This window comes from Pseudomonas viridiflava (genome assembly GCF_001642795.1).
Classification (GTDB): Bacteria; Pseudomonadota; Gammaproteobacteria; order Pseudomonadales; family Pseudomonadaceae; genus Aquipseudomonas; species Aquipseudomonas viridiflava.
In genome coordinates this window covers 351,674-374,193 of sequence record NZ_LKEH01000047.1, presented here as the reverse complement: position 1 = coordinate 374,193, position 22,520 = coordinate 351,674, and the positions used below count along the sequence as shown (strand labels likewise).

Sequence of the window (22,520 nt, the reverse complement as noted above, 5' to 3'; positions counted from 1 at the left end):
GCAGTGGTCGCGTGGACCTGTGTGGGCGAACATGCTCGCGAAAGCATTGCCGTTCACGAATCCATTCCCCGGCATCGAAACCTTCGTTAACGGGGAATGGATTCACGCACGCTTCATTGCGCGGACTTGTGATCCAGCGCGGCGTAGAAGTTGGCGCTTTGTTGCAGATACTTGGTTGTGTAGGTCTGTGTCGCGTGGGCTTTCTTGTCGCTGACTTCAACACTGGCGCTGGCAGGAAGTGCCACGGAAGCGGAAATAGCCGATGCAGCAATGATGGAGAAAAGATTGAAGTTCATGTTGGTCACCTCTCTATGTCGGCGCTGCACACTGCTTCTGTGCTGCTGTGAGTTCTGGCCGTCTTGGCCGTGACTCAAACTTACGCCTGAGGGTGATTCAGCAGAAATCTTTTGTAGCACTAACTTATATCATCAGGATTGATAACGGCTTCAGCCCGCGGTTTGCGCGGGCTGACGCGTTTGTATCCTATTTGTCACTCAAAAAATGCACATAAGAAGGTGCATCTACATCAAGTTTCTGCACCGTTTCGCCGATCATGCCGGTTTGCGGATCACGGCGTACGGTCACGATCTGGTTACTCTTCTGATTGGCAAACAGCATGAACCTGCCGCTGGGGTCGAAGCTGAACTCACGAGGCTCCTTGCCTTCAACAGTGCGACGCTGGATTTCCTCAAGCTTCCCGCTGGCAGGGTCGATGCGGAACACCACGACCTGATTGGCCTCGCCACGGTTGGTCACGTACAGGAACTTGCCGTCGGGTGAGGCGTGCAAGGCGCCGCCGCCGTTCTTCTGGTCAACGCCCTTGTTTTTCATGTCCAGGATCTGGGTTTGCTTGAAGCCGCCGTCCAGGTAGTCGAACACCACCACCTGAGCCGACATTTCCAGTACCAGCCAGGCATGTTTACCATCGCTGCTGAACAGCACATGACGTGGACCACTGCCCGCTGGCAACTGCACGGTCGGCACCTTGGCAGGTTGCAGGGGTTTGGCCTGATCAGCGTTGTAGCGGTAGACGAACAGCTTGTCGGCACCCAGGTCGGCCGTTACCACGTAATTGCCATCCGGCGTTGGCACTGCCAGGTGAACATGGGACGAGGCCTGCCGTTCCGGATTGACCTTGCTGCCAGGGCCCAGAGGCAGGACCTGAACGGCATCACTCAACTGGCCATTCTTGCCGACCGGCATCACAGACAACGCGCCACCCGGATCAGGGTTCACCGCGTAGTTCGCCACGAACAAGTAGCGGCCGTCCTTGCTCAGGCTCGAGTGAGTCGGCTCCTCGCCTTTGGTTTCGACCTGATTGATCGGTGCAACCTTGAAGGTCTTGGGTTCGATGGAGAAACTGCTGACCTTACCCACCGTGTCGGTCTGGCCAGGGCCGTTTTCGTTGACGACGAACAGGTAACGCTGGTCCTTGGAAACCGTCAGCCAGGAGGGGTTCTCGGTCTTGATCACTTGAAGCGGCTTGGGGCTGATCATGCCGGTCTTGCTGTCGAAGCCAAAACGGTAGATCCCCTCGCTCGCGCCCTGGGTGTAGGAACCCAGCAGCAGTTCGGAATCGGTCATGGTTTGAGCCTGCAGGGTGAAAGCGCTCATGGCACTGGCCATCGCCAGCCAAGGCAGAATTTTGTGGGGCATGGGGGCATCCCTTTTGTTGAAGTTATGACGCCTGTCACGCGGCAATCAGCTCTATGACACTGACAACGGGGTGTAGTTTTGCAAGGTCTGCAATGGATTCTGCGCCGACTAGCCTTCCGGCTGCCGGAACCGGGCTTGTGTCTCGGCAAATGACACCCACGGCAGCTCCATGCCCGGAACCAGCGTGGCCACGATTTCCTGCGTATGGTGAGTGAAGTACTTGAGCTGACCGATGGGGTCGAGCGTGATGCCCGCCAGGATCAAAGCGATGATGAGGCTGCTGACGGACACACGCTGACGGGACGGTTTGAGCGCCTGACGTGCAACCGGAAGCACCAGAACCAGCCCGACCAGAAACCACACGAACAGACGCGGCATCAGGCGTTGACGGTCCAGGCCAACCTCCCAGAGCGCCCATACTGTGCTCAGCAACAGCATCAGGGTGAACAGCCAGACAGCGAAGCGCAGCCCGATCACCAGCAAAATACCGATGGCCGAGAAGCCGAACCCGCAAAGCATGTAGTAGAACGAACCGCCCAGGCCCGACAGCCTGAAGCCGCCGATGACCATGATGATGCCCAGCCCCAGCAGCAGGCCCCCCAGAAACGTCGGCAACAGACGTGCACGACTCAACGCACCTTGAGTAGACATTGGATCTCCCTATCTTTTTGGTTTCGGCCCAGTCCATTGGGCCGACACTGGCGAAGCCAGTGTGTACAGCGTCGAATCTAGCGGCTAACCGGTGAAGCGCACTTGATCTGGATCAAGCTTCGTCGGCGTCGTCTTCATCGCTAGGCGTGAAGGCATCGAGGCAGACGATGCGGTGGTCGGCGTTGCCATCGTTGACGACCCAGCTTTGCAGCGACTCGTCGAAGACCGCAGCCTTGACCTGATCCAGCGTGAAACGCCATACCTTGCGCTCGCGTCCGTCCATGCACTCGATGTTCAGCTCTTCACCCAGGGAAAATTCCCAGGCGTGAAGACCGTCGATTTCCAGCATCGAAGAAGTTTCAAGGGCGGCGAGCAAAGTGTCTGGGGTAGTGGTCATGAGGGCATCCGGGCTGCAAAAGCGCGAATGATAGGGCAATAGCGCGATGACTTGCCATGATCTTCGCGAACCCTGCAACGGCCACAAGCGGACGCGGAGCGTCCAGGGCGGCGTTACCACGCTGGAGCGTGGGAACGATCAGTGGTCTCACGCACACCGATCATGCCCATGCTCCGCGCTCATCGTTATACACAAGTCTGTCAAACACTGATCGTGCCCATCGGAGCGTGAGGAACGATCAGCGTGATCTCAAGCACCCCGATCATGCCCATGCTTGCGCTCAGCGTTATAGCCGAGTCTTGCTGCGACCACGGACTGTGGGAGGCGGNCGATGCTTTTTCTGAAGCGATCTATCAGTGACTGAACTGACGCCATCGCCGGCAAGCCGCCTCCCACGGGGGTATGCATTCAGTCAGTCACTTTCGTTTTGCCCCCCGTTTTGCGCGTCTTGCAAACTTGTGTATAACGCTGAGTGCTCTGCGCGGGCATGCAGCCCGTGACGCTCTGCGTCACCTTGAGGAGATGGCGCAGAACAACATGGGTGCCCTTATCTCACAGCTTGCCAATTCCACCCGGCTGAAACACCGCTTCGCTCGGTGCCAGACCGTTGACCAGCGGCTTGCCGAATTCAGCCTGGCTGACTTCGAACTTATCCCCCGGCTGGGTCCGTATGCCGTCGGCGAAGGACAGCGTCGCGGTGCCGAAGAAATGTACGTGCACGTCACCTGGACGCAGGAACTGGGCGTATTTGAAGTGATGGTACTCAAGGTTTTCCAGGCTATGGCACATGTTGGCCTCGCCGCTGAGGAACTCTTTCTCCCACAGCACTTCGCCGTCACGCCAGACCTTGCTGGTGCCCGACAGGTTCTGCGGCAGATCACCGACGCGCAGTTCCGGCCCGAACGAGCAGGCGCGCAGCTTGGAGTGGGCCAGGTACAGGTAATTGCGGCGCTCCATGATGTGGTCGGAGTACTCATTGCCGATTGCGTAGCCCAGCCGGTAAGGCTTGTGGTCGTGGCCGATCACGTACAGACCGCTCAACTCCGGCTCTTCCCCGCCATCTTCAGCGAACGGCGGCAGCGAGAACGACTCGCCCGGACGCACGACAATGCTGCCATCGCCCTTGTAGAACCATTCCGGCTGCACACCGACCTGCCCGGCTTGCGGTTTGCCACCTTCCACGCCCCACTTGAAGATGCGCATGGTGTCGGTCATGGCTGACTCGTCGCCCGACTGCTGATGCATCTTGTCCCGCGCAGAAGCGCTGCCCAGATGCGTCAGCCCCGTACCACTGACCAGCAAGTGCGCCGGATCCGGGTGATCCAGTGGCGGCAGAATGCGCAGCTCTTCCAGCAGTTGCGCGTAATCATGCGCCTCGCCAACACCGCGCTGCTCGACCTGCTGCGCAAGCCCTGAACCGGCCTTGATCGCCGCCAGTGCCAGTTCGCGCACGCTCTCTACGCCCTGCACTTCACGCACCTGATCGCCGTCCACCAGACCGACCCGACGCTCACCGTTGTTCAATTCAAATTGCACCAACCGCATGGAAATCTCCTTTCAGACAGTGAAAAGCCGGACCTAGCGCGCCTTGGCGCTGGCGGCAAACTCGGAGGCTGGCAGCACATGTTTGCGCTCCAGCACGTGATAAACGATGCCGGTCAGCACCAGACCGAAGACCATGACGCCGGACAGGAAGTACAGGCCTGACGCCAGACTGCCGGTCACCTCTTTCAGGGCGCCGATCACGAACGGTCCAATATAGCCGCCCAGGTTGCCGACCGAGTTGATCAACGCAATACCGGCTGCCGCACTGGCACCCGCAAAGAAACGGCCCGGCAGGGTCCAGAACACGGCCGTGCAGGAAAACAGCGCGAACGCCACGACACACAACGCTGCCAGTTGCGCGACTGGCAGCGTCAGCCAGGCACTGCAGAACAGACCGATGGCGCCCAGCACATACAGCACCGCCAGATGGCCGTAACGGTCGTTGAGGCGGTCGGAACTGCGCGGCACGATCAGCAGGCCGATGATCCCGAAAATGTAAGGCACTGAAGAGACGAAACCGGTGGTCAGATCACTGCCGCCGAACTGCTTGATCAGCGTCGGCAGCCACAGGCCAAGTCCATAGATGCTCAAGGTCACGGGCAGGTAGAACAGCGCCAGCAACAACACGCGCTTGTCCTTGAGCGCATGCAGCGGATTGCCATGGCGGGTCTGGCCGTACTCTTCCAGATCCTTCTTCAGCTCGCCGGTCAGCCAGTCCTTCTCGTCCTGACTCATCCAGTTCACCTGCTGCGGACCGTCCGGCAACCAGCGCAACACCGGCCAGGTCAGCAGAATCGCAGGGGTACCGATAACAATGAACAGCCACTGCCAGCCATGCAGGCCCAAGACGCCGTCCATGCCCAGCAGACCGCCGGACACGGGACCGGTGATCATCATGGCGATGGGTTGCGAGAGGATGAACAGGCCCAATATCTTGCCGCGATGGCGAACCGGGAACCACTGGGTGATGTAGTACAGCACGCCAGGAAAGAAGCCCGCCTCGGCCGCGCCCAACAGAAAGCGCATCACGTAGAAGCTGTGCGGCCCCTGAACGAAGGCCATACCAATGGTGATGGCGCCCCAGGTAATCATGATCCGGGCGAACCAGCGGCGTGCGCCAAAGCGTTCGAGCATCAGGTTACTGGGGATTTCCAGCAGGAAGTAACCGATGAAAAACAGCCCGGCACCCAGCCCGTAGGCAGCGTCGCCGATACCGATGTCGGCACCCATGTGCAGCTTGGCAAAGCCCACGGCAGAGCGGTCCACGTAGGCAATCAGGTAAAGCAGGATCAGAAAGGGAATCAGTTTGAACGTAATGCGACGTATAAGCCGCAGTTCCTGGCTCATGAAGGCGGTCTCCCATTGTTTTTGTTATGGAACCTGCGGGGATCACCTCAGTACCTGGGTGCCGATATGCAGCAACACCGAAGCAAGGGTCGTCCCTCAACTGAAAACGACTATATAGTAATACTATTTAAACTGACAACTCTTCCAATCGGCGTTTTTTAGGCTTACCTTAGCCAGCAGCATCGACATTAAGTCTTACAATAAGAGAGCCGATCATGTCTGACTCCGATAAAAAACCGACCCTTCGTTCTGCCCAGTGGTTTGGCACTGCCGACAAGAACGGCTTCATGTACCGTAGCTGGATGAAGAATCAGGGCATCGCCGACCATCAGTTTCAAGGCAAGCCGATCATCGGCATTTGCAACACCTGGTCAGAGCTGACGCCTTGCAACGCCCACTTCCGTCAGATTGCCGAACACGTCAAACGCGGCGTGATCGAGGCCGGTGGCTGGCCGGTTGAATTCCCGGTGTTCTCCAACGGTGAATCCAACCTGCGCCCTACCGCGATGTTCACCCGCAACCTGGCGAGCATGGATGTCGAGGAAGCGATTCGCGGCAACCCGATCGATGGCGTTGTGCTGCTGACCGGCTGTGACAAGACAACCCCGGCCCTGCTGATGGGCGCGGCCAGTTGCGACATTCCGGCCATCGTCGTGACCGGTGGGCCGATGCTCAACGGCAAGCACGAAGGCAAGGACATCGGCGCCGGCACCATCGTCTGGCAGATGCATGAATCCTATAAAGCCGGCACGATCAGCCTGGATGAATTCCTGTCTGCCGAAGCCGGCATGTCCCGCTCGGCAGGCACCTGCAACACCATGGGCACCGCATCCACCATGGCCTGCATGGCCGAAGCGCTGGGCACCTCGCTGCCACACAACGCAGCGATTCCGGCAGTGGATTCACGACGCTACGTGCTCGCGCACATGTCCGGCATGCGCGCTGTAGACATGGTTCGTGAAGACCTGCGTTTGTCGAAGATCCTGACCAAGGCCGCGTTCGAGAACGCAATCCGGGTCAACGCCGCCATCGGTGGCTCGACCAACGCTGTGATCCACCTGAAAGCCATCGCCGGACGCATCGGTGTCGATCTGGAGCTGGATGACTGGACCCGCGTCGGTCGCGGCATGCCAACCATCGTCGACCTGCAACCGTCCGGGCGCTTCCTGATGGAAGAGTTCTACTACGCGGGTGGCCTGCCCGCCGTGCTGCGACGCATGAATGAAGCCGGTCTGCTGCCCAACCCTGACGCACTGACCGTCAACGGCAAAAGCATTGCCGAGAACACCTGCAACTCGCCGATCTATGGCGAAGATCAGGTGATCCGCGCGCTGGACAACCCGATCCGCGCCGACGGCGGTATCTGCGTGCTGCGCGGTAACCTCGCCCCGCTGGGCGCCGTGCTCAAGCCTTCCGCTGCGACACCTGCGCTGATGCAACATCGCGGTCGCGCCGTGGTGTTCGAGAATTTCGAGATGTACAAGGCCCGCATCAACGATCCGGATCTGGACATCGACGCAACCTCCGTGATGGTCCTCAAGAACTGCGGACCCAAGGGTTATCCCGGCATGGCGGAGGTCGGCAACATGGGCCTTCCGGCCAAGCTGCTGGCCCAGGGCGTGACCGATATGGTGCGGATTTCCGATGCGCGCATGAGCGGTACGGCCTACGGCACCGTGGTGCTGCATGTGGCACCGGAAGCGGCGGCAGGCGGACCGCTGGCGGTGGTGAAGGAAGGCGACTGGATCGAACTGGACTGCGCCAGCGGGCGTTTGCACCTGGACATTCCTGAAGCGGAACTGGCGGCGCGTCTGGCCGACTGGCAGGCACCACCTCAATTGCTGCTGGGTGGCTATCGCCAGCTGTATATCGATCACGTCATGCAAGCGGATCAGGGCTGCGATTTCGACTTCCTGATCGGCAACCGAGGCTCTGAAGTGCCGAGGCATTCTCACTAGTCGCTGACTGCCATCAGTTCCCTGTCCTGAGAAGCGGCTGCCCCTCCCACGGGCGGCCGCCTTGGGCGATGCGCAGTGTTATGATGCGCGGCACTCACCGCCAGGATCGACGCACGTTCCCATGGACTACCGAAAGCCTTCAGACCGTAAAAGCATGCACGCGCGCATTGTCCAGGAACTGGGCATGCAGATCGTATCCGGTCGTTTCAAACCTGACGAAAAACTGCCTCCCGAGGCGCTGCTCTGCGAAGAGTACGCCGTCAGCCGTCCGGTGCTGCGTGAAGCCACGCGGGTATTGGTGGCCAAGGGTCTGGTCTACTCGAGGCCACGCGTCGGAACGGTGGTCAAGGAACGGCGCGAATGGCACCTGCTGGATCCGGATGTATTGCATTGGGTGATGCAGAGCTCGCCGCAGAATGAGTTCTTCAATCTGCTGACCAGCGTGCGCGCAGTGATCGAACCCGCTGTTGCAGCGCTGGCGGCGCAGCATGCGACGGATGAGGAAATCGAGTCGATTCATGAGGCGTACCAGCGCATGGAAGCGGCCCCGACGCCGGAAGACCTGCTGCAACCTGACCTGGATTTTCACAGCCGTATCGCCGACGCGACTCACAATGACCTGTTGGCTCACTTGTGCAACATGCTCTCACTGGCGTTGCGCGAAGCGCTGAAGTATTCCAACAAGCGGCCCAACCTGCACGAGCTGGCCATGCCGCGTCACAAGGCCATCCTCACCGCCATCCAGAACCGCGACGCCCTCGCCGCCCGCCATGCTTCACTGGTGCAACTGGACGATGCGCGCAACGCGCTGACGGTCGTGCTCGGCGGGGTTTGATTGGCAGGTGCGATGCACAAACCCGGAAAAGCGCAGGACAGGGCTAAACCGTTAATGACTGGCTGAACATACAACCCGTGGGAGGCGGCTTGCCGGCGATAGCGTAAGACCAGTCACTGATGTATCGACTGAAAATCCGCATCGCCGGCAAGCCGCCTCCCACGGGGGGTTGCGTTTATGTCTCGCGACTGTATAGCGTTGGCACACTCATGCGCCACCGCCTTATCAATGCGAAAACAGTGAATTCCCCACCTTGCCCGCCATTTTCTCCGGTTTGATCAGGAACCGCGCCAGTGCTGGCAGCAGCCACAGTGCGCCGAACATGTTCCACAGCAGCATGAAGGTCAGCATCAGGCCCATGTCGGCCTGGAACTTGATCGCCGAGAAGATCCAGGTGCACACGCCAATTGCCAGACACAGACCGGTAAACAGCACCGCCTTGCCCGTGGACTTGAGGGTTTCGTAATAGGCCTCCTGCAACGGCAGTCCGGCGCGCAGGAAACTCTCCAGACGGCTGTAGATGTAGATACCGTAATCGACCCCGATCCCCACGCCCAGTGCCACCACCGGCAAGGTCGCGACTTTCACGCCGATGCCCATGAACGCCATCAGCGCGTTGCCCAGCACCGAGGTCAGGACCAGCGGCAGCACGATGCACAGCGTCGCCGCCCAGGAGCGGAAGGTGATCATGCACATGGCGGCGACGCAGATGTAGACCAGAATCAGGATGGTCAGCTCGGACTTCTTGATCACCTCGTTGGTCGCCGCTTCGATACCGGCGTTACCCGCAGCCAGCAAGAACTGCATGTCCGGGCGGTCGTTCTCTTTGGCGAAGTCCTGCACCGCATGTACCGCACGGTCAAGGGTTTCGGCCTTGTGGTCGTTGAGGAACACCAGCAGGGGTGCCAGCGAACAGGTGTTGTTGTACAGGCCATCGGCACGGGCAATGGAGTTGTTGAGCACGTCCTTGTTACGCGACAGAGTTTCCCATTTCAGGTTGCCCTCGTTCATGCCCTTGATGACCTGCTTGGAAACCGTCACCAGCGAGATGGCCGATTGCACGCCCTGAGTGTTCTCCATCTTCCAGGCCAGTTCGTTGATCGCCGACATCGTCGGATAGGCCGAGCAGCCTTCTGGAGGCGTCTTGACCATCACCACCAGCACGTCCGAACTGGTGGAGTAGTGACTGATGATGAACGCGTTGTCCTTGTTGTAGCGTGAATCGGGACGCAGCTCCGGCGCGCCCTGGTCCAGGTCGCCGATCTTGAGGTTCTGGCTGTACCAGAGGCCGCCACCGAAGGCGAGCAGCGCCAGCACAATGGAGACCGGCGCGACCTTTGCGCTGGCAAAGTTGGACAGCAGCCGCCAGAACGGATGCTCGGACACCGCGTCCTGCTTGCTGCGATTGATCGCCCGCTTGCTGATGCCTGCGTAGGAAATGGCCACTGGCAGCAGGATCAGGTTGGTGAACACGATCACCGCGACACCGATGGACGCCCCGATGGCCAGCTCGCGAATCACGCCGATATCAATGATCAGCAGCGTGATGAAACCCACGGCGTCGGCCAGAATCGCGATCATGCCCGGCAGGAACAGCTGACGGAAAGTACGCTTCGCCGCCATCAATGCGTTTTCGGCGTCGCTGGATTGCAAGGCGATACCGTTGATCTTCTGCACGCCATGGGAAATGCCGATGGCAAAGATCAGGAACGGCACCAGCATTGAGTACGGGTCGATACCGAACCCCACGACATGCATCAGCCCCAGTTGCCAGATCACCGCAATCAACGTGGTGATCAGCACGGCGATGGTGCTGCGAAGGCAGCGGGTGAACCAGATCAGCAGAACCAGCGTGATCAGAAAGGCGATGCCGAAGAACATCACCACCATGAACAGGCCGTCGATCAGATCACCGACCTTCTTGGCGAAACCGACAATGTGAATCTTGATGTTGGGGTTCTGGGCTTCGTACTTGTCGCGAATCTTCTCTTCGAGCTGGTGCGAGAACTGCTGATAGTCCAGCGCCAGCAACTTGCCCTGATCAGCAGGGTCCGGGTAGGACTCCTGCAACGGCACATCGATGATGCTGGATTTGAAGTCGTTGGCCACCAATCGTCCGACCTGCCCGGACTTGAGTATGTTGTTGCGCAACAGGTCCAGACTCTCATCCGAACCGTTGTAACTCTGCGGAATCACTTCGCCACCGGCAAAGCCCTCCTCCGTGACTTCGGTCCAGCGTACGCTCGGGCTCCACAGCGATTTCAGGCCGGAGCGGTCGACGCCGGGGATGTAGAACACCTCGTCGCTGATCTGGCGCAGCGTCTCCATGTACTGCTTGGAAAAGATGTCGCCATCCCTGGCCTCCACCGAGATACGCACGGTGTTACCCAGGTTCGCGAGATCGTTGCGGTGCGCCATCATGTTCTGGATGAACGGATGGGACAGCGGAATCATCTTCTCGAAGCTGGTGGACGGGCGAACCTGGGTGGCCTGCCAGAACAGAAAAATACTGGCCAGCAGGCACAGAATGATCACGGCCGGGCGGTTGTTGAAGATCAGGCGTTCAAGAAAGGTCTCTTTTCCGCCGGAATGCTGGGTGTGTTGAAGATTGGTCATGCCTGAATGTCCCCGCCCTGAAAGGTCTTATTGTTGGGTCGTCTCGGCGCCCGTTGGCGAGGCGATGCGAACGCCTCCTTGACCTACCAGAATCAGATTGCCTTGAAGATTGGAGGTCACACCCGCCAGCGAGATCCGGTCGGGGCGGTTGAAGACCTGAAAGGTTTCGCCGTCGTCGCTGCTGCGCATCACACTGCCGCCATTGCCGACCAGCACCAGCGAGCCATCAGCCAGCAGCGAAGCACTGGCCAGGCCGAATTCCAGCGGGCCGCGTGCGCCCTGCAGCTCAATGGGCTGCCAGGTGTCACCAAAGTCAGTGGAGCGGAACAGGTTGCCGCGCAAACCATAGGCCAGCAGCGTCGAAGGGCTGGCGGTACCGATCACCCCGAACAGCGAGCCCTGATAGGGACCGTCAAGCTTTTCCCAGGTCTGCCCTTCATCATGGGAGCGAAACATGCTGCCAGCCTCGCCGACGATGAATAGCCCAGCGTCCTTGACCTGAGCAATGCCGTTGAGGTGGTATTGATCTTCGTTGTCCAGCCGATCGCTGACGTCTTCCCAGTGCTGTCCGCCGTCAGTGGTGGTCAACAAGGCACCGTAGGCCCCGACGGCCAGACCGTTCTGCAGGTCCTTGAACCAGACATCCAGCAACGGCGCCTCGCGGGCCAGGTCTTCGAACTGTTTGTTCCAGTTCTTGCCACCATCGCTGCTGGCGAGGATCTGTGCGTCGTGTCCCACCGCCCACCCGTGCTGTTCGTCGACAAAATAGACGGCGGTCAGCAACTGGCGAGTCGGCACGCGGGCCTGGACCCAGCTCTTGCCCTGATCATCGGAATAAAGAATATGGCCGTGATCGCCGACTGCGACCAGTCGAGCCCCTGCGTGGGCGATGTCCAGCAGCAGGCCGCGAGCGGCTTTCGCTGATTCAATGGCATAAATGCCGGTCGTGCTGGTGGTCGCGGCTGGCGCCGGATCGGTCGCGGCCATGAGCGGTGCAGACACCGTGCACGCCATCAGGATTGCCAGGGACATGCCCGCGCGTAACCGGGTGCGCCGATAGACAGGCTCACTCATGGACGTTCCCCTCTTATTGTTATTAGGCTCTGACACCGGCCCGTTCGCACGGGTCAAACGCTCGCGAGCGCTCTGGCCTTACCTTTTGCAAGCCTCGCCATCCTAGGCAGTTTTGCAAATGGCTGACAATCGACATGTCGTTATCTTTTGTTAAGCGCATTGACTGTGATTGATGCGCTATCAGCCAGCCTGATACAGAACGTGTCGGTCGCAATCAGTCGATGACGACGTGAGGCAGGAAACGGCTGGAGTCCTTGGTGATCAGGCTGTCGTCTTCCCGGATGCCGATACCCGAGGCCAGATCACCGATCACCCAGGAACCGATCAGCGTATAGCTGTCGTCGAATCGCGGCAGTGGCGAGTACGCCTGCATGATGTAAGGCGCATCGGTATACGGCCCATCGACAGCAATGACCTGATCACCCGGTGTGCGCATCTCGATGTTGGCGCCTTCGCGGGAGAAGTACGGCTTGCGTACCCAGCCTCTGGGCACAGCCTGCCGGGGATCACGATCCACGTGGGACTCCAGCAGGTTGGGATGGCCTTCGTTGAATTGCCACAGCAGCGGCAGAATGCCTTTGTTGCTGAGAATGGCCTTCCAGGCCGGCTCGACGAACTGTGTGCCGCTGGCCGCGACATACTCGCCGAACGACTCGTTAAAGATGTGTTCCCAGGCATGCAGCTTGAACAGACGTTCGATGGGCTGTGCGTCCAGGTCGACAAAGCGTCCGTCGGCGGTCAGACCGATGTCCTCGATGTCGATGTGTCGGGCGTCGATGCCGACATGAGCCGCCATCCGCCGCAGAAAATCAGTGGTGCCGCGATCCTCGACTGAACCCGACATCGCCGAAAAATGAAACGGTCCCTGACGGGGAAACTCGGCGAACGCTCGCACAAGGTCTTCGGCAATGGAGTTGAACTGAGTGGCATGAGCAGGCAGAACACCGCGCGCCATCTGCTCTTCCAGCCACAGCAACTGCACCGCCCCGGCCTCCATCAGGCTGGTCGGGGTATCGGCATTGATCTCGTACATCTTTGCCGGACCGCTGCCATCGTAGGCGAAGTCAAACCGTGCATAGAGGTGCGGGTGACCCTGCTTCCATGAGGTGCGGATCAGGTCGAAGAACGCTTCCGGAATGGCGAGCTGGCGCAGCAGCTCTTCGCTGTCCACGATCCGTCCCACGGCATCCATGCACATCTGATGCAGTTCCTGGGTCGGCGCTTCCAGATCGCGGGTGATCTGCTGTTCGGTGAACAGGTAATACCCGCGTTCATCCCAGTAGCGTTCGCCGTCGATGGTGTGGAAGTTGAACCCCTCACGCTCGACGGTGGCTTGCCAGTCAGGTCGTTCTTCGATGCTGATCTTTTTCATGGGCCGGATCCGTCAGCCTCCAAAACTGCTACTGCTACTGCTGCTCTTGCCACCCCAGCCGCTGCGCGCAGACGCCTGACTGCCGAAGCCACCGCGCGAGATCGTCGAAGACACCGATGACCCGGAACTGGAGCGTGACCCGAAGCTGGACCCCGAACTCGAGCCTGAGCCTGAACCGGAACTGCCGAGACTTCGACCCAGCGTATTCCTGTCGTAGCTGCCGGAGCCTGAGCGTGCCTGGGTCGAGCTGCCGAAAGTCTTGCCACGCTCCATCTGGCTCGGCAACGACGAGCCGTAATAACCGAACGAGCCCGAGCTGCGGTCGTCGCGAGTCTGGTAGATAGGCTGCGAGTAGTAGCGGCTGCCACCACCAAAGCCATTGCTCATCAGGTTGCCGATCAGCAGGCCGGTCAACAGTCCGGTGGTGCCGCTCATGCCGGGTGGTGCAGTCTGTGCCACTTCCTGCTGGGCCCGTTCCAGAGCATCCTTGGGCACATTGCCTTCAAACCCCAGCTCGAACCCGCCCATTTTGGGCATGTACTTGCCGTCGGACGTGACCTGGCAGTAATCCGGGATGAAATCGGCATCACACGAAGCCTTGTCATCGTAGACCGGAGCTATGGCCCTGTGATCCGACATTGCCTTCATGAAGGCATCCGAGCAAACATCGACCGGAACCTTGGATTCGGTGCATTCCTGGACCGACTTGAAGCTGGCCCGCGCCGTGAAGTTGGGCTCCTCGTCTGCAGCGCCACAGCCGGAAATGGCCAGAGGCAGCGTGCTGGCGAGCACCCATTTTACTGAACTGCGTCTCATCGAGAGTCTCCTTGACCGTCGCTGCTGTCAGACCGAAGGGGTCATGCAGGCTGCGTTGAGGAGACCGACGCTGATCGCGACGCTGGCCGAGTAGATGGCGGCAGCTGTTTCGCCCTTGGCAATGCGCGTCGACAGCCCTTTGAGCACCACGCTGGTGACGCCAAACGCGGCCAGTTGCACCACGGCTGCGATCACCACCCAGACGATCACGTCCAGAATGCTGATGCTGTACGTGATGATGTTGCTGGCTGGCAGCGCGAAACCGATCAGCGAACCACCCAGCGCAAGTGCGGCGGCGCTGTTGTTCTCGCGGATCAGCGCGAATTCCTTGTGCGGCGTGATGCGGCTGTAGATGAACTGGAACAGGGCGAACAGGATGGCCGCCACCAGGATGTACATCACAAAACCGAACACCGCAGTGGCGTTGAGCGACATACGAAGCGCGTCGATCATGAGGATTTCCTTGTCATAGAACGTTGATATCAGTGGATTGCAGCGTCACGCCAACCGCCGTGGTGACGGTGATCTCGCCCTCCTCGTCTTCCTCGACCGAGAACAGCAGGAACTCCCGACGATTGATCAGGCCTGTCTCACGGGCGTACAGCATGCTCAGGTGTTTGACGCGATAGGCGCCGTCAGGGCTGACGACGTCTTCGTCCAGCGGCGTCAGCTCGGTCTGTCCGGGTTCGGTTCCCCATTGCCTTTCGAATACCTCGCCTTCGTGCTCGTAGGTCGGCAGCCCGATCTTCGACGCAGGTCCGGTCAGGCGCAGCAACTCGTCCTTGCTGGTGATCGGCGAGGCACTGTAATAGCCGAACAGGATGATGTCCTGAATATCTTCAGGCGCCGGGCCATTGGTGACCACTTGCAGAAAGTAGTCTTCGTTATCCAGATAGAAACGCTGAAGCGCCATGGACTGACCGAGGTCGATACGGCCAACCGACCAGACCTTTTCGTCGCCGGGAATGACCACATAGGAATGCCCGTCGAGCAGCATCTTCAGCGAGCTGTCCAGGCACAGCATCCGTCCGGAGGCCAGGCCCAGAGGACTGGAAAAGCCCGTCGTTCCGTTGGCACTGGCCGACGTCTTGGGCGCTTCCAGCCCCATGGCACGTTTGAACCAACTCATAGCGCATCTCCTTGAAGCCGACTGGAGGCAATGTAGAAAATTTCCCCACCGTGCACAGGTACATCATTGGCGGGATTGATCTGAAACTGCGCCACGGCAGAGGCTCGATAGCCGATCAGCGTGGCGTTGAAATCCTGACGCAGGCGCATGTAAAGGTCGCCGCAGGATGAGGTGTAATTGTCTGGCAGCACGTGGCGGAACTGCGTGGCGCCCTCGCCGATGCACAGCAACTCGGTGATCACCGAACTCGAGCCCGGATCCTGAGACGAACGCACCAGCATTTCAATGGCCATGTTCGACGTGCATTCCAGTTCGGGGGCATAGGTTCTGGCCAGCGCCGCCCGTTCGGAATTGTTGAAATGCGCCACGACATGCCCGGTAGGCCCCAGACTCTTGAGCGTCAGCACGATTGCCAGGGTCAGGCTGTCGGACTGGGTGTGCACCAGAATTCGTTGCGCGCCGATGGCTCCGGCACGCAGCAGCACGGCTGGCGAGTCCAGCGAATCGCCCTTGATGAACGAGGCACGACCCGGCATCGGGTTTTCCGTGATGATCGAGTCACAGATCACCAGTCCTGTGCGGCTGGTGGACGTGTCCTGGCCGAGCAGCTCGACGATGCGTTCGCTGGTTTCACCGTCCCAGCCGACGAGTAAGGTATGGCCGGTGAGAGCCGAGCAGTCGCCCTGTCCTTTCATGTTTCTTCTCCAGATGTCACCGACCGAAGTCGACGCCTTGCCAATGACGGTCGTCAGCAAGGCGATACCGCCCAGCATGATCCAGGTGGTGGTAATGAGCTTGCCCCATTCGGACTTGGGCGACAGGTCGCCATACCCGACCGTGGTCGCCGTCGTGAGGTAGAAGTAGGTGAAATCGACCCCCTGAACCAGATGCTCCTCGCCCGCCAGCGTCAGCAACAGCCAAGAGACGATGTAGTGCGTCAGCAGCAGGACGCCAATACCGGCCCAGCCGAATCGTTCGAAGAACACCGAGGCGTGACGCCGAAGTAACAGCAACAGGGTCATGCGTGCAAATCCATGATTCAGGTTCCCTTCCAGACGGGTCGGCAACGACGACCCGCAATCCACAGCATGCCCTTCAAACCACTCGGGTGGTTTCACTCTGTAACGTTTTTGAATGCATCAGCCGGGCGACGACGACACCCGCAAGCGCGCCGGCCAGGTGCGACTCGAATGAAATACCCGGCATGGGAACGAATCCATAGATCAGTCCGCTGTAACCGGCCAGCGCGATCATCGCCAGCAGCAGGCTGACCAGACTGCGCTGATACCACGCCCGCGCCAGTAGATAGGTCCACAGGCCGAATATCAAGCCACTTGCACCGACATGAATGCTGGAACGGCCAAACAGCCATACCAGAATGCCACCCAGTAGACAGATTAGCCCTGCGACCCATGCGTAACGTTTCACACCTTCGGTCGCCACCAGCCAGCTCAGCACCATGAATGGCAACAGGTTGCCAAACAGGTGACGAAACGAACCGTGAATGAAAGGCGCGAAAAAGATGCCCTGCAAACCGGAAAACGTACGTGGAATGATGCCGTACGTGACCAGATTGCCGGACGAAAACACATTGACGAACTGCACGGCGACCAACACCAGCGACAGTGCGAGGATGACCTTCAATCGTGCCGAAAAGCTCATCCGGTCGCCTCGCCTGCCTTCAATGAACGATTACTGTGCAGGCGTCTGGCTTTTGGCTTTCAGGCGCGCCAGCACATCATTTGCACCGCCGCTTTTGGCACCAATGCCCGCTTCCTGAAGACGACGCTCCAGATCGCTGCCGTTGGACTGACCCGCCAGCTCTTCAGCGGCTTCCAGCTTGGCGTCCTGTTCGTCCTGACGCTGCTTGAGGCGAGCCAGCGAACCGACGGCCGTTTCGACCGCGCCGCTCGCGCCACCGGTGGCAGTGGCTGTTGCAACACGGGCTTTCTGTACGGTTTCGCGCGCCTTGGCCATTTCGACCTGCTGCTTGAGGCTCTTGATGCGCGACTCGGCTTTGACGACCTGTTCCTGCAGCAGACCGACCTGCTTGCCGAACTGATCAGCCAGTTCCTTTTCCTGATCACGCAGGGCTTCGATCTCGGCGATCTTGGTGGCGCATTCCACGGCCAGCGCTTCTTCACCCTTGTTCAGGGCCTGCATGGCGCGACCTTCCCAGTTGGCGATACTGGTGGCGTGCTCTTCAAGACGCTGCGCCGAAAGCTTGTGCTTGGCCTTGATGGTGATCAGGCCGTCGCGCGCCCGGACCAGCGCGCTGTCTGCGTCACGGATTTCCTGATCCAGAATGCGGATCGCGTTGGCGTCGGCGATCGACTCGCCCACTTCGGAAGCTCCGCCACGGACGGCGGTAACCAGTTTTTTCCAGATGCTTGTTGTCATGAATGCTTTGCTCCTGACAGGGATGTTCAGTAAATGAAGTGATCTTCGAAGGCTTCGGCCGCACGGATCACGTTGTCCGCTAGGGTCAGAATTTCCTGAACAATCACTGTGAGCGAAGACGCAGCGCTCAGCGCGCCAAACAGGCAATAGACTTCCTGGCCATCAGCCAGACTTTCGATACCGACCGAAGACAGCGGAAACAGGTCGCGACTGCGTAACACTTCGCCATTGAAGGCGGCGACATCCTTGATCTTGTTCACCTCGATCAGCGTGGCGTCGGCCAGAATCTGATCGCCCTCGACCGCGATGTAGATAGGCAGATCACCGAAGTCGGCCATGGTCAGCTTGATGCCTGCCGCGTCGCCTTCGATAACGCCCATCTCGATCCTGCCCTCAGTGACCAGATCCAGTTCGGAAAGGGCCTTTTGCAGAGAGCTGATCGTCCAGTTGGTGTTCTCGGTCATGAAATCCTCCAGTTTGATCCTGTCACCCAGAAAGGGCTGTCTTAACGCTTTCTCGATCCCCCGCAGGGCATCGACGTTCTCGGGCCGTATCCAGAACTCCCGCTTGACCAGCCCGGCGTCCTTGAGTCGCAGACGCATTTCACGCATGTAGTCGGTGGAGCTCTTCGATGCCTTGGCCGGGTCAGTTGCGTTATCGCCCTTGGCTTTACGAGGCATTGGCGCTTCCCCTTGTGTATGGCCATGAAACTGATGAGCAACGTATCAGAAGTTTTCACGGCTGGATATACATCACATGTGAGATTTTTCGTAGGATTTTTCTCGATGCTCACGCGATCATTGCGCGCGCAATCTGTGATGTCTGAAACGCTCGGTCACTCACCCCATAAAAAAGGGCCGTCCCCCGCAGCGGACAGCCCTTCTGTTCAGAGTGCCGACATCACACCCTTCGTTACATCAGCCCTTACTCGGCCAGGCTCTTGCTCACCACTTCATACACATCCGGCGACAACTTGCCGGAGGCGAGGATGCGCTCCAGTTCGGCTTTCATAAGGGCCTGACGGGCGCTGTCGTATTTGCGCCAGCGAGTCAGCGGGGCCAACTGGCGGGAGGCGATCTGAGGGTTGAAGCCGTTCAACTCGATGACCAGATCTGCCAGGAAGCGATAGCCAGAGCCGTCCGCGGCATGGAAGTTGATCAGGTTCTGCGCGGCAAAGGCACCAATCAGGGCGCGGACCTTGTTCGGGTTCTTGATGTTGAACGCAGGATGCTGCATCAGCTCTTTGACCCGCTCCAGACCACCCGGCTGCGCATTGCCAGCCTGGACGCTGAACCACTGGTCCATGACCAGCGCGTTGTCCTTGAAGTTCTCGGCGAATACGGCAAGCGCCTTGTCACGCTCTTCAGTGAACGGCGAGTTGACCAGTACGGCCAGTGCAGTCAGGCGCTCGGTCATGTTGTCGCTGGTATCGAACTGGTCGATGGTCGCGGTCAACACCTGCGGCTTGCCGCTGAGCATGAGGTACGACAGCGCGATGTTCTGCAACGCACGGCGGGCGAAATGCTCGGCCTCGGCGACATAAGGTGTGACTTTGGAGATGTCACGGTTGGCCTGATAACGCGCCCACAGGCCCTCGTACAGGCTGTCCGCCAATTGCTGACGGGCGAACTCGCGCGCCGCATGAATGGCTTCGACGTCCGCCACTTCGCTGATTTCAGTCAGATAGGCCTCGCCCGGCAGCGACAGCATTTCCGCGACCATTGCCTGATCCAACTGCTCGTCAGCCAGCACAGTGCCCAGCGCTGTTACCAGACGCTGGTCCATCACCAGTGCCTGACCTTGTTGATGTTGAGCGATCATTTCCTGGAGGACCTGCACCGACAGCTGCTGACCGGCATCCCAGCGGTTGAAGCCATCGCTGTCGTGCTGCATCAGGAACATCAGCTGGTCGCGGTCGTAAGGGAAGCTCAGCTTCACCGGTGCCGAGAAGCCGCGCAATAGAGAAGGCAGCGGCTTTTCAGTGACGTCGACGAACGTGAACGTCTGCTCGGCCTCGGTCACCGACAGCACGCGCGTGGTACCCGTGGCTGACGCTTCGCCCGACAGACGCAGCGCAATGTCGTTGCCCTGACTGTCCAGCAGGCCCAGCTCGACCGGAATCACGAACGGCTGTTTCTGATCGCCCGGTTGACCCGGTGTGGTCGGGCAGCTCTGGCGGAAGGTCAGGCTGTAGGTGCCGGCTGCGCTGTCATAGGACTCGCTGACTGCCAGACGTGGCGTACCGGCCTGGCTGTACCAACGCTTGAACTGGGTCAGGTCGACGCCGTTGGCATCCTCCATCGCCTTGATGAAGTCATCGCAGGTCACGGCCTGGCCGTCATGCCGCTCGAAGTACAGATCGCTGCCCTTGCGGAAGCCGTCGGCGCCCAGCAGGGTATGCAGCATGCCGACCACTTCGGAGCCCTTCTCGTACACAGTCAGGGTGTAGAAGTTGGAAATCTCGATGAAGCTGTCAGGACGCACGGCATGGGCCATCGGGCCTGCATCTTCGGCGAACTGATGAGTGCGCAGGAACGCGACATCCTGGATGCGCTTGACCGTGGCCGAGTTCATGTCGGCGGAGAAGCCTGCGTCGCGGTAGACCGTGAAGCCTTCTTTGAGCGACAGCTGGAACCAGTCACGGCAGGTCACGCGGTTGCCCGACCAGTTGTGGAAATATTCGTGGGCTACGATGGCCTCGACGCGCTGGTGAGCGGCGTCAGTGGCGGTCTCGGCACGGGCCAGCACGGCGCTGGAATTGAAGATGTTGAGACCCTTGTTCTCCATCGCGCCCATGTTGAAGTCGTTGACGGCGACGATCATGAAGATGTCCAGATCGTACTCACGACCATAGGTCTCCTCGTCCCAGCGCATGGACTTCTTGAGGCTGTTCATGGCGTGCTGGCACTTGTCGATGTTTTCCGGCTCGACATAGATGCGCAGGGTCACGACCCGTTGGCTCATGGTGGTGAAGGTGTCTTCGACACACCACAGATCGCCCGCTACCAGCGCGAACAGGTAGGCCGGTTTCATGAACGGATCTTCCCAGGTCGCCCAGTGACGACCGTCCTCTTCCTCGCCGCTGGCAACCGGATTGCCATTGGACAGCAGGATCGGGAAGCTGTGTTTCTCGGCGCTGACCGTCGTGGTGAACTTGCTCATCACGTCGGGGCGGTCAAGGTAATAGGTGATCTTGCGAAACCCTTCGGCTTCGCACTGGGTGCAGAACATGCCGCTGGACTTGTACAGCCCTTCCAGTGCGGTGTTGGTTTCCGGGTGGATGCGCACGGTACTGTCGACCGTGAAACGCTCTGCCTTGGGGTGCAGGGTCAGGTGGTCTTCGGTCAGTTGATAATCGGCCGCCGTCAGCTCGACGTCGTCCAGATTTACCGACAGCAGCTCCAGATGCTGACCGTCCAGCACCAGCGGCGGCAGACCGGCACCACGTGCAGGGTTACGGCGCATGACCAGTTGCGCGTGGACCAGCGAGTGATCGTCGAACAGCTCGAACGTCAGGTTCGTCTCGTCGATGAGATACTCGGGCGCCTGATAATCCTTCAGATAGATCATGGTCGGTTGTTCGGTGCGCATGCTGGAATCCTTTTACTGATGCACGGCCAGCTGGTAGGCCGTGTATTTGCGAATATTGATCACGCCTGTATCGAAGATCAGGTATTGGCCTTTGATCCCCAGCAGCGTGCCCTCGGCAATCGGGTTCTTGTCCAGGTTGAAGCTTACGATCTTGGTCGGATAAGCCTCGACCGGATAGCGAAACTCGACGGGCTCGGCGTCATGAAGTAATTGGATGGCTTGCAGACCGAATCGTTCTTGCAATCCCAGCAGGCCCGCGCCGCAGGTGTCGAACAGCTCCTGACGGATGGCCTTGAGGTCCACCGGCTGTGCATCACCCTTGAGCAAGGCGCGCCAGTTGGTACGGTCGGCCACCTGACTGCGCAACAGGTCTTCGACAAAGCCCGACTGCTGACGCGTAGCGACACGCAGAATCGGCAGCGCCTGGCTGGCGCCCTGGTCAAGCCAGCGGGTCGGCAGCTGGGTGGAACGCGTGATGCCCACCTTCACGCCCGACGAATTGGCCAGGTAGACAATGTGGTCAGTCATGCAGAACTGCTCGCCCCACGACGGATCACGGCAGGTGCCCTGGTCGTGATGGCATTTTTCCGGGCTCATGATGCAAACGTCGCACTGCGCCAGCTTGAGCATGCACGGGTAGCAATAACCCTGGCTGTAGCTGGACTTGGTCTTGCGGCCGCAGTGGCTGCAATGAATGGCGCCCAGAAATTCCAGACGGACCGTCTTGCCGATCAGCGGGTTGACGGCGATTTCAGTGTCGCCCAGGCGAAAAGCGTACTGCACCAGCGACGAATCGTCGTCCTGGCGCACGGACATCTTGTTGACGGCGCCGCGTCCAATCTCGATCAATGGATGGCATCCGACTTGAACAGGATATTGGGCACCGGCGCCGACTTGGACGAACATTCCTGCGGCCCCATGTAACCGGTGCGCTGGTCTTCAGGCAGGTTCTGCGCTTCCCAGGCGATCAATGCCTGCAGCGACAGCTCGCGCTGCTCCTGCGTCAGCTTGCGACCATCGGACCATTTGCCGATTTCCACGGCCAGTTTCAGGCTCTCGTAGATATCCGGGGTGATGTTTTCAATCATTTCTACAAAAGATGACATGGCGCACTCCAGAAAATAGCGGGCAAT

Annotated in this window: 21 protein-coding genes; 2 read left to right on the top strand and 19 right to left on the bottom strand. The window is 59.6% G+C overall.

Annotation, left to right across the window (positions count from 1 at the left end):
* Positions 1-113: 113 nt before the first annotated feature.
* The 6 genes from AO065_RS24730 to AO065_RS24705 all read right to left on the bottom strand — a co-directional run bounded on the left by AO065_RS24730 (position 114) and on the right by AO065_RS24705 (position 5,596).
* Positions 114-296, bottom strand: coding sequence for a hypothetical protein (locus AO065_RS24730; protein WP_004883855.1), 183 nt, complete (start codon positions 294-296; stop codon positions 114-116).
* Positions 297-483: 187 nt separating this feature from the next.
* On the bottom strand, positions 484-1,656 hold the full coding sequence (locus AO065_RS24725; RefSeq protein ID WP_004883854.1) for a lactonase family protein: 1,173 nt from the start codon (positions 1,654-1,656) through the stop codon (positions 484-486).
* Between the two features lie 108 nt (positions 1,657-1,764).
* Positions 1,765-2,307, bottom strand: a complete 543-nt coding sequence (locus AO065_RS24720; protein WP_004883853.1) for a hypothetical protein — start codon at positions 2,305-2,307, stop codon at positions 1,765-1,767.
* 112 nt (positions 2,308-2,419) lie between these two features.
* Positions 2,420-2,704 (bottom strand): DUF5629 family protein, encoded by a 285-nt coding sequence (locus AO065_RS24715; RefSeq protein WP_032651582.1) that lies wholly within the window; start codon positions 2,702-2,704, stop codon positions 2,420-2,422.
* 552 nt (positions 2,705-3,256) lie between these two features.
* Positions 3,257-4,249 (bottom strand): AraD1 family protein, encoded by a 993-nt coding sequence (gene araD1, locus AO065_RS24710; protein WP_004884506.1) that lies wholly within the window; start codon positions 4,247-4,249, stop codon positions 3,257-3,259.
* A gap of 33 nt (positions 4,250-4,282) precedes the next feature.
* Positions 4,283-5,596: an MFS transporter gene (locus AO065_RS24705; protein WP_004884507.1), complete on the bottom strand. Its 1,314-nt coding sequence runs from the start codon at positions 5,594-5,596 to the stop codon at positions 4,283-4,285.
* Positions 5,597-5,811: 215 nt separating this feature from the next.
* Here AO065_RS24705 and AO065_RS24700 point away from each other — a divergent pair, with 215 nt between their 5' ends.
* Both AO065_RS24700 and AO065_RS24695 read left to right on the top strand, forming a co-directional pair.
* On the top strand, positions 5,812-7,554 hold the full coding sequence (locus AO065_RS24700) for an IlvD/Edd family dehydratase (RefSeq protein ID WP_004884508.1): 1,743 nt from the start codon (positions 5,812-5,814) through the stop codon (positions 7,552-7,554).
* 121 nt (positions 7,555-7,675) lie between these two features.
* Entirely contained in the window at positions 7,676-8,389 is a 714-nt protein-coding gene (locus tag AO065_RS24695; protein WP_004884509.1) for a FadR/GntR family transcriptional regulator, read from the top strand.
* 225 nt (positions 8,390-8,614) lie between these two features.
* Here the strand turns inward: AO065_RS24695 and AO065_RS24690 are convergent, their stop codons facing one another.
* From AO065_RS24690 to AO065_RS24630, 13 genes are all read right to left on the bottom strand, one after another.
* Positions 8,615-11,005 (bottom strand): efflux RND transporter permease subunit, encoded by a 2,391-nt coding sequence (locus AO065_RS24690; RefSeq protein WP_004884510.1) that lies wholly within the window; start codon positions 11,003-11,005, stop codon positions 8,615-8,617.
* A gap of 27 nt (positions 11,006-11,032) precedes the next feature.
* Complete coding sequence (locus AO065_RS24685; RefSeq protein ID WP_004884511.1) at positions 11,033-12,079, bottom strand: WD40/YVTN/BNR-like repeat-containing protein; 1,047 nt, start codon at positions 12,077-12,079, stop codon at positions 11,033-11,035.
* 214 nt (positions 12,080-12,293) lie between these two features.
* Positions 12,294-13,451 carry a glutathionylspermidine synthase family protein gene (locus AO065_RS24680; RefSeq protein ID WP_004884512.1) on the bottom strand — a complete coding sequence of 386 codons (1,158 nt, stop codon included), beginning with the start codon at positions 13,449-13,451 and terminating at the stop codon, positions 12,294-12,296.
* A 12-nt stretch (positions 13,452-13,463) separates the two neighbouring features.
* A complete protein-coding gene (locus AO065_RS24675; protein WP_004884513.1) occupies positions 13,464-14,267 on the bottom strand; it encodes a DUF1190 domain-containing protein in 804 nt (267 codons plus the stop codon).
* Positions 14,268-14,294: 27 nt separating this feature from the next.
* The gene (locus AO065_RS24670) at positions 14,295-14,720 is read right to left on the bottom strand and encodes a DUF350 domain-containing protein (protein ID WP_004884514.1); all 426 of its coding nucleotides are present in this window, start codon (positions 14,718-14,720) and stop codon (positions 14,295-14,297) included.
* A gap of 13 nt (positions 14,721-14,733) precedes the next feature.
* Positions 14,734-15,396, bottom strand: coding sequence for a YjfK family protein (locus AO065_RS24665; protein WP_004884515.1), 663 nt, complete (start codon positions 15,394-15,396; stop codon positions 14,734-14,736).
* Positions 15,393-16,418, bottom strand: coding sequence for an ion channel (locus AO065_RS24660; RefSeq protein ID WP_004884516.1), 1,026 nt, complete (start codon positions 16,416-16,418; stop codon positions 15,393-15,395). The genes AO065_RS24665 and AO065_RS24660 overlap by 4 nt, the downstream gene beginning before the upstream one ends.
* 73 nt (positions 16,419-16,491) lie before the next feature.
* On the bottom strand, positions 16,492-17,058 hold the full coding sequence (locus AO065_RS24655) for a rhomboid family intramembrane serine protease (RefSeq protein WP_004884517.1): 567 nt from the start codon (positions 17,056-17,058) through the stop codon (positions 16,492-16,494).
* Between the two features lie 30 nt (positions 17,059-17,088).
* A complete protein-coding gene (locus tag AO065_RS24650) occupies positions 17,089-17,796 on the bottom strand; it encodes a PspA/IM30 family protein (protein ID WP_004884518.1) in 708 nt (235 codons plus the stop codon).
* Between the two features lie 26 nt (positions 17,797-17,822).
* Complete coding sequence (locus AO065_RS24645; protein WP_004884519.1) at positions 17,823-18,476, bottom strand: YjfI family protein; 654 nt, start codon at positions 18,474-18,476, stop codon at positions 17,823-17,825.
* Positions 18,477-18,720: 244 nt separating this feature from the next.
* Positions 18,721-21,387: an aminopeptidase N gene (gene pepN, locus AO065_RS24640; RefSeq protein ID WP_004884520.1), complete on the bottom strand. Its 2,667-nt coding sequence runs from the start codon at positions 21,385-21,387 to the stop codon at positions 18,721-18,723.
* Positions 21,388-21,399: 12 nt separating this feature from the next.
* Positions 21,400-22,236: a DUF2797 domain-containing protein gene (locus AO065_RS24635; RefSeq protein WP_004884521.1), complete on the bottom strand. Its 837-nt coding sequence runs from the start codon at positions 22,234-22,236 to the stop codon at positions 21,400-21,402.
* Positions 22,233-22,493, bottom strand: a complete 261-nt coding sequence (locus AO065_RS24630) for a YeaC family protein (protein ID WP_004884522.1) — start codon at positions 22,491-22,493, stop codon at positions 22,233-22,235. The genes AO065_RS24635 and AO065_RS24630 overlap by 4 nt, the downstream gene beginning before the upstream one ends.
* Between the last annotated feature and the right edge of the window lie 27 nt (positions 22,494-22,520).

Excerpts from the sequence above, each read along its gene's own strand:
- AO065_RS24670 (WP_004884514.1), bottom strand. The coding sequence starts at position 14,720 with ATGATCGACGCGCTTCGTATGTCGCTCAACGCCACTGCGGTGTTCGGT.
- pepN (WP_004884520.1), bottom strand. The coding sequence starts at position 21,387 with ATGCGCACCGAACAACCGACCATGATCTATCTGAAGGATTATCAGGCG.
- AO065_RS24655 (WP_004884517.1), bottom strand. The coding sequence starts at position 17,058 with ATGAGCTTTTCGGCACGATTGAAGGTCATCCTCGCACTGTCGCTGGTG.
- AO065_RS24685 (WP_004884511.1), bottom strand. The coding sequence starts at position 12,079 with ATGAGTGAGCCTGTCTATCGGCGCACCCGGTTACGCGCGGGCATGTCC.
- AO065_RS24630 (WP_004884522.1), bottom strand. The coding sequence starts at position 22,493 with ATGTCATCTTTTGTAGAAATGATTGAAAACATCACCCCGGATATCTAC.
- AO065_RS24730 (WP_004883855.1), bottom strand. The coding sequence starts at position 296 with ATGAACTTCAATCTTTTCTCCATCATTGCTGCATCGGCTATTTCCGCT.
- AO065_RS24695 (WP_004884509.1), top strand. The coding sequence starts at position 7,676 with ATGGACTACCGAAAGCCTTCAGACCGTAAAAGCATGCACGCGCGCATT.
- AO065_RS24690 (WP_004884510.1), bottom strand. The coding sequence starts at position 11,005 with ATGACCAATCTTCAACACACCCAGCATTCCGGCGGAAAAGAGACCTTT.
- AO065_RS24705 (WP_004884507.1), bottom strand. The coding sequence starts at position 5,596 with ATGAGCCAGGAACTGCGGCTTATACGTCGCATTACGTTCAAACTGATT.
- AO065_RS24645 (WP_004884519.1), bottom strand. The coding sequence starts at position 18,476 with ATGCCTCGTAAAGCCAAGGGCGATAACGCAACTGACCCGGCCAAGGCA.
- AO065_RS24660 (WP_004884516.1), bottom strand. The coding sequence starts at position 16,418 with ATGACCCTGTTGCTGTTACTTCGGCGTCACGCCTCGGTGTTCTTCGAA.
- AO065_RS24725 (WP_004883854.1), bottom strand. The coding sequence starts at position 1,656 with ATGCCCCACAAAATTCTGCCTTGGCTGGCGATGGCCAGTGCCATGAGC.
- AO065_RS24675 (WP_004884513.1), bottom strand. The coding sequence starts at position 14,267 with ATGAGACGCAGTTCAGTAAAATGGGTGCTCGCCAGCACGCTGCCTCTG.
- AO065_RS24680 (WP_004884512.1), bottom strand. The coding sequence starts at position 13,451 with ATGAAAAAGATCAGCATCGAAGAACGACCTGACTGGCAAGCCACCGTC.
- araD1 (WP_004884506.1), bottom strand. The coding sequence starts at position 4,249 with ATGCGGTTGGTGCAATTTGAATTGAACAACGGTGAGCGTCGGGTCGGT.
- AO065_RS24715 (WP_032651582.1), bottom strand. The coding sequence starts at position 2,704 with ATGACCACTACCCCAGACACTTTGCTCGCCGCCCTTGAAACTTCTTCG.
- AO065_RS24665 (WP_004884515.1), bottom strand. The coding sequence starts at position 15,396 with ATGAGTTGGTTCAAACGTGCCATGGGGCTGGAAGCGCCCAAGACGTCG.
- AO065_RS24650 (WP_004884518.1), bottom strand. The coding sequence starts at position 17,796 with ATGACAACAAGCATCTGGAAAAAACTGGTTACCGCCGTCCGTGGCGGA.
- AO065_RS24700 (WP_004884508.1), top strand. The coding sequence starts at position 5,812 with ATGTCTGACTCCGATAAAAAACCGACCCTTCGTTCTGCCCAGTGGTTT.
- AO065_RS24720 (WP_004883853.1), bottom strand. The coding sequence starts at position 2,307 with ATGTCTACTCAAGGTGCGTTGAGTCGTGCACGTCTGTTGCCGACGTTT.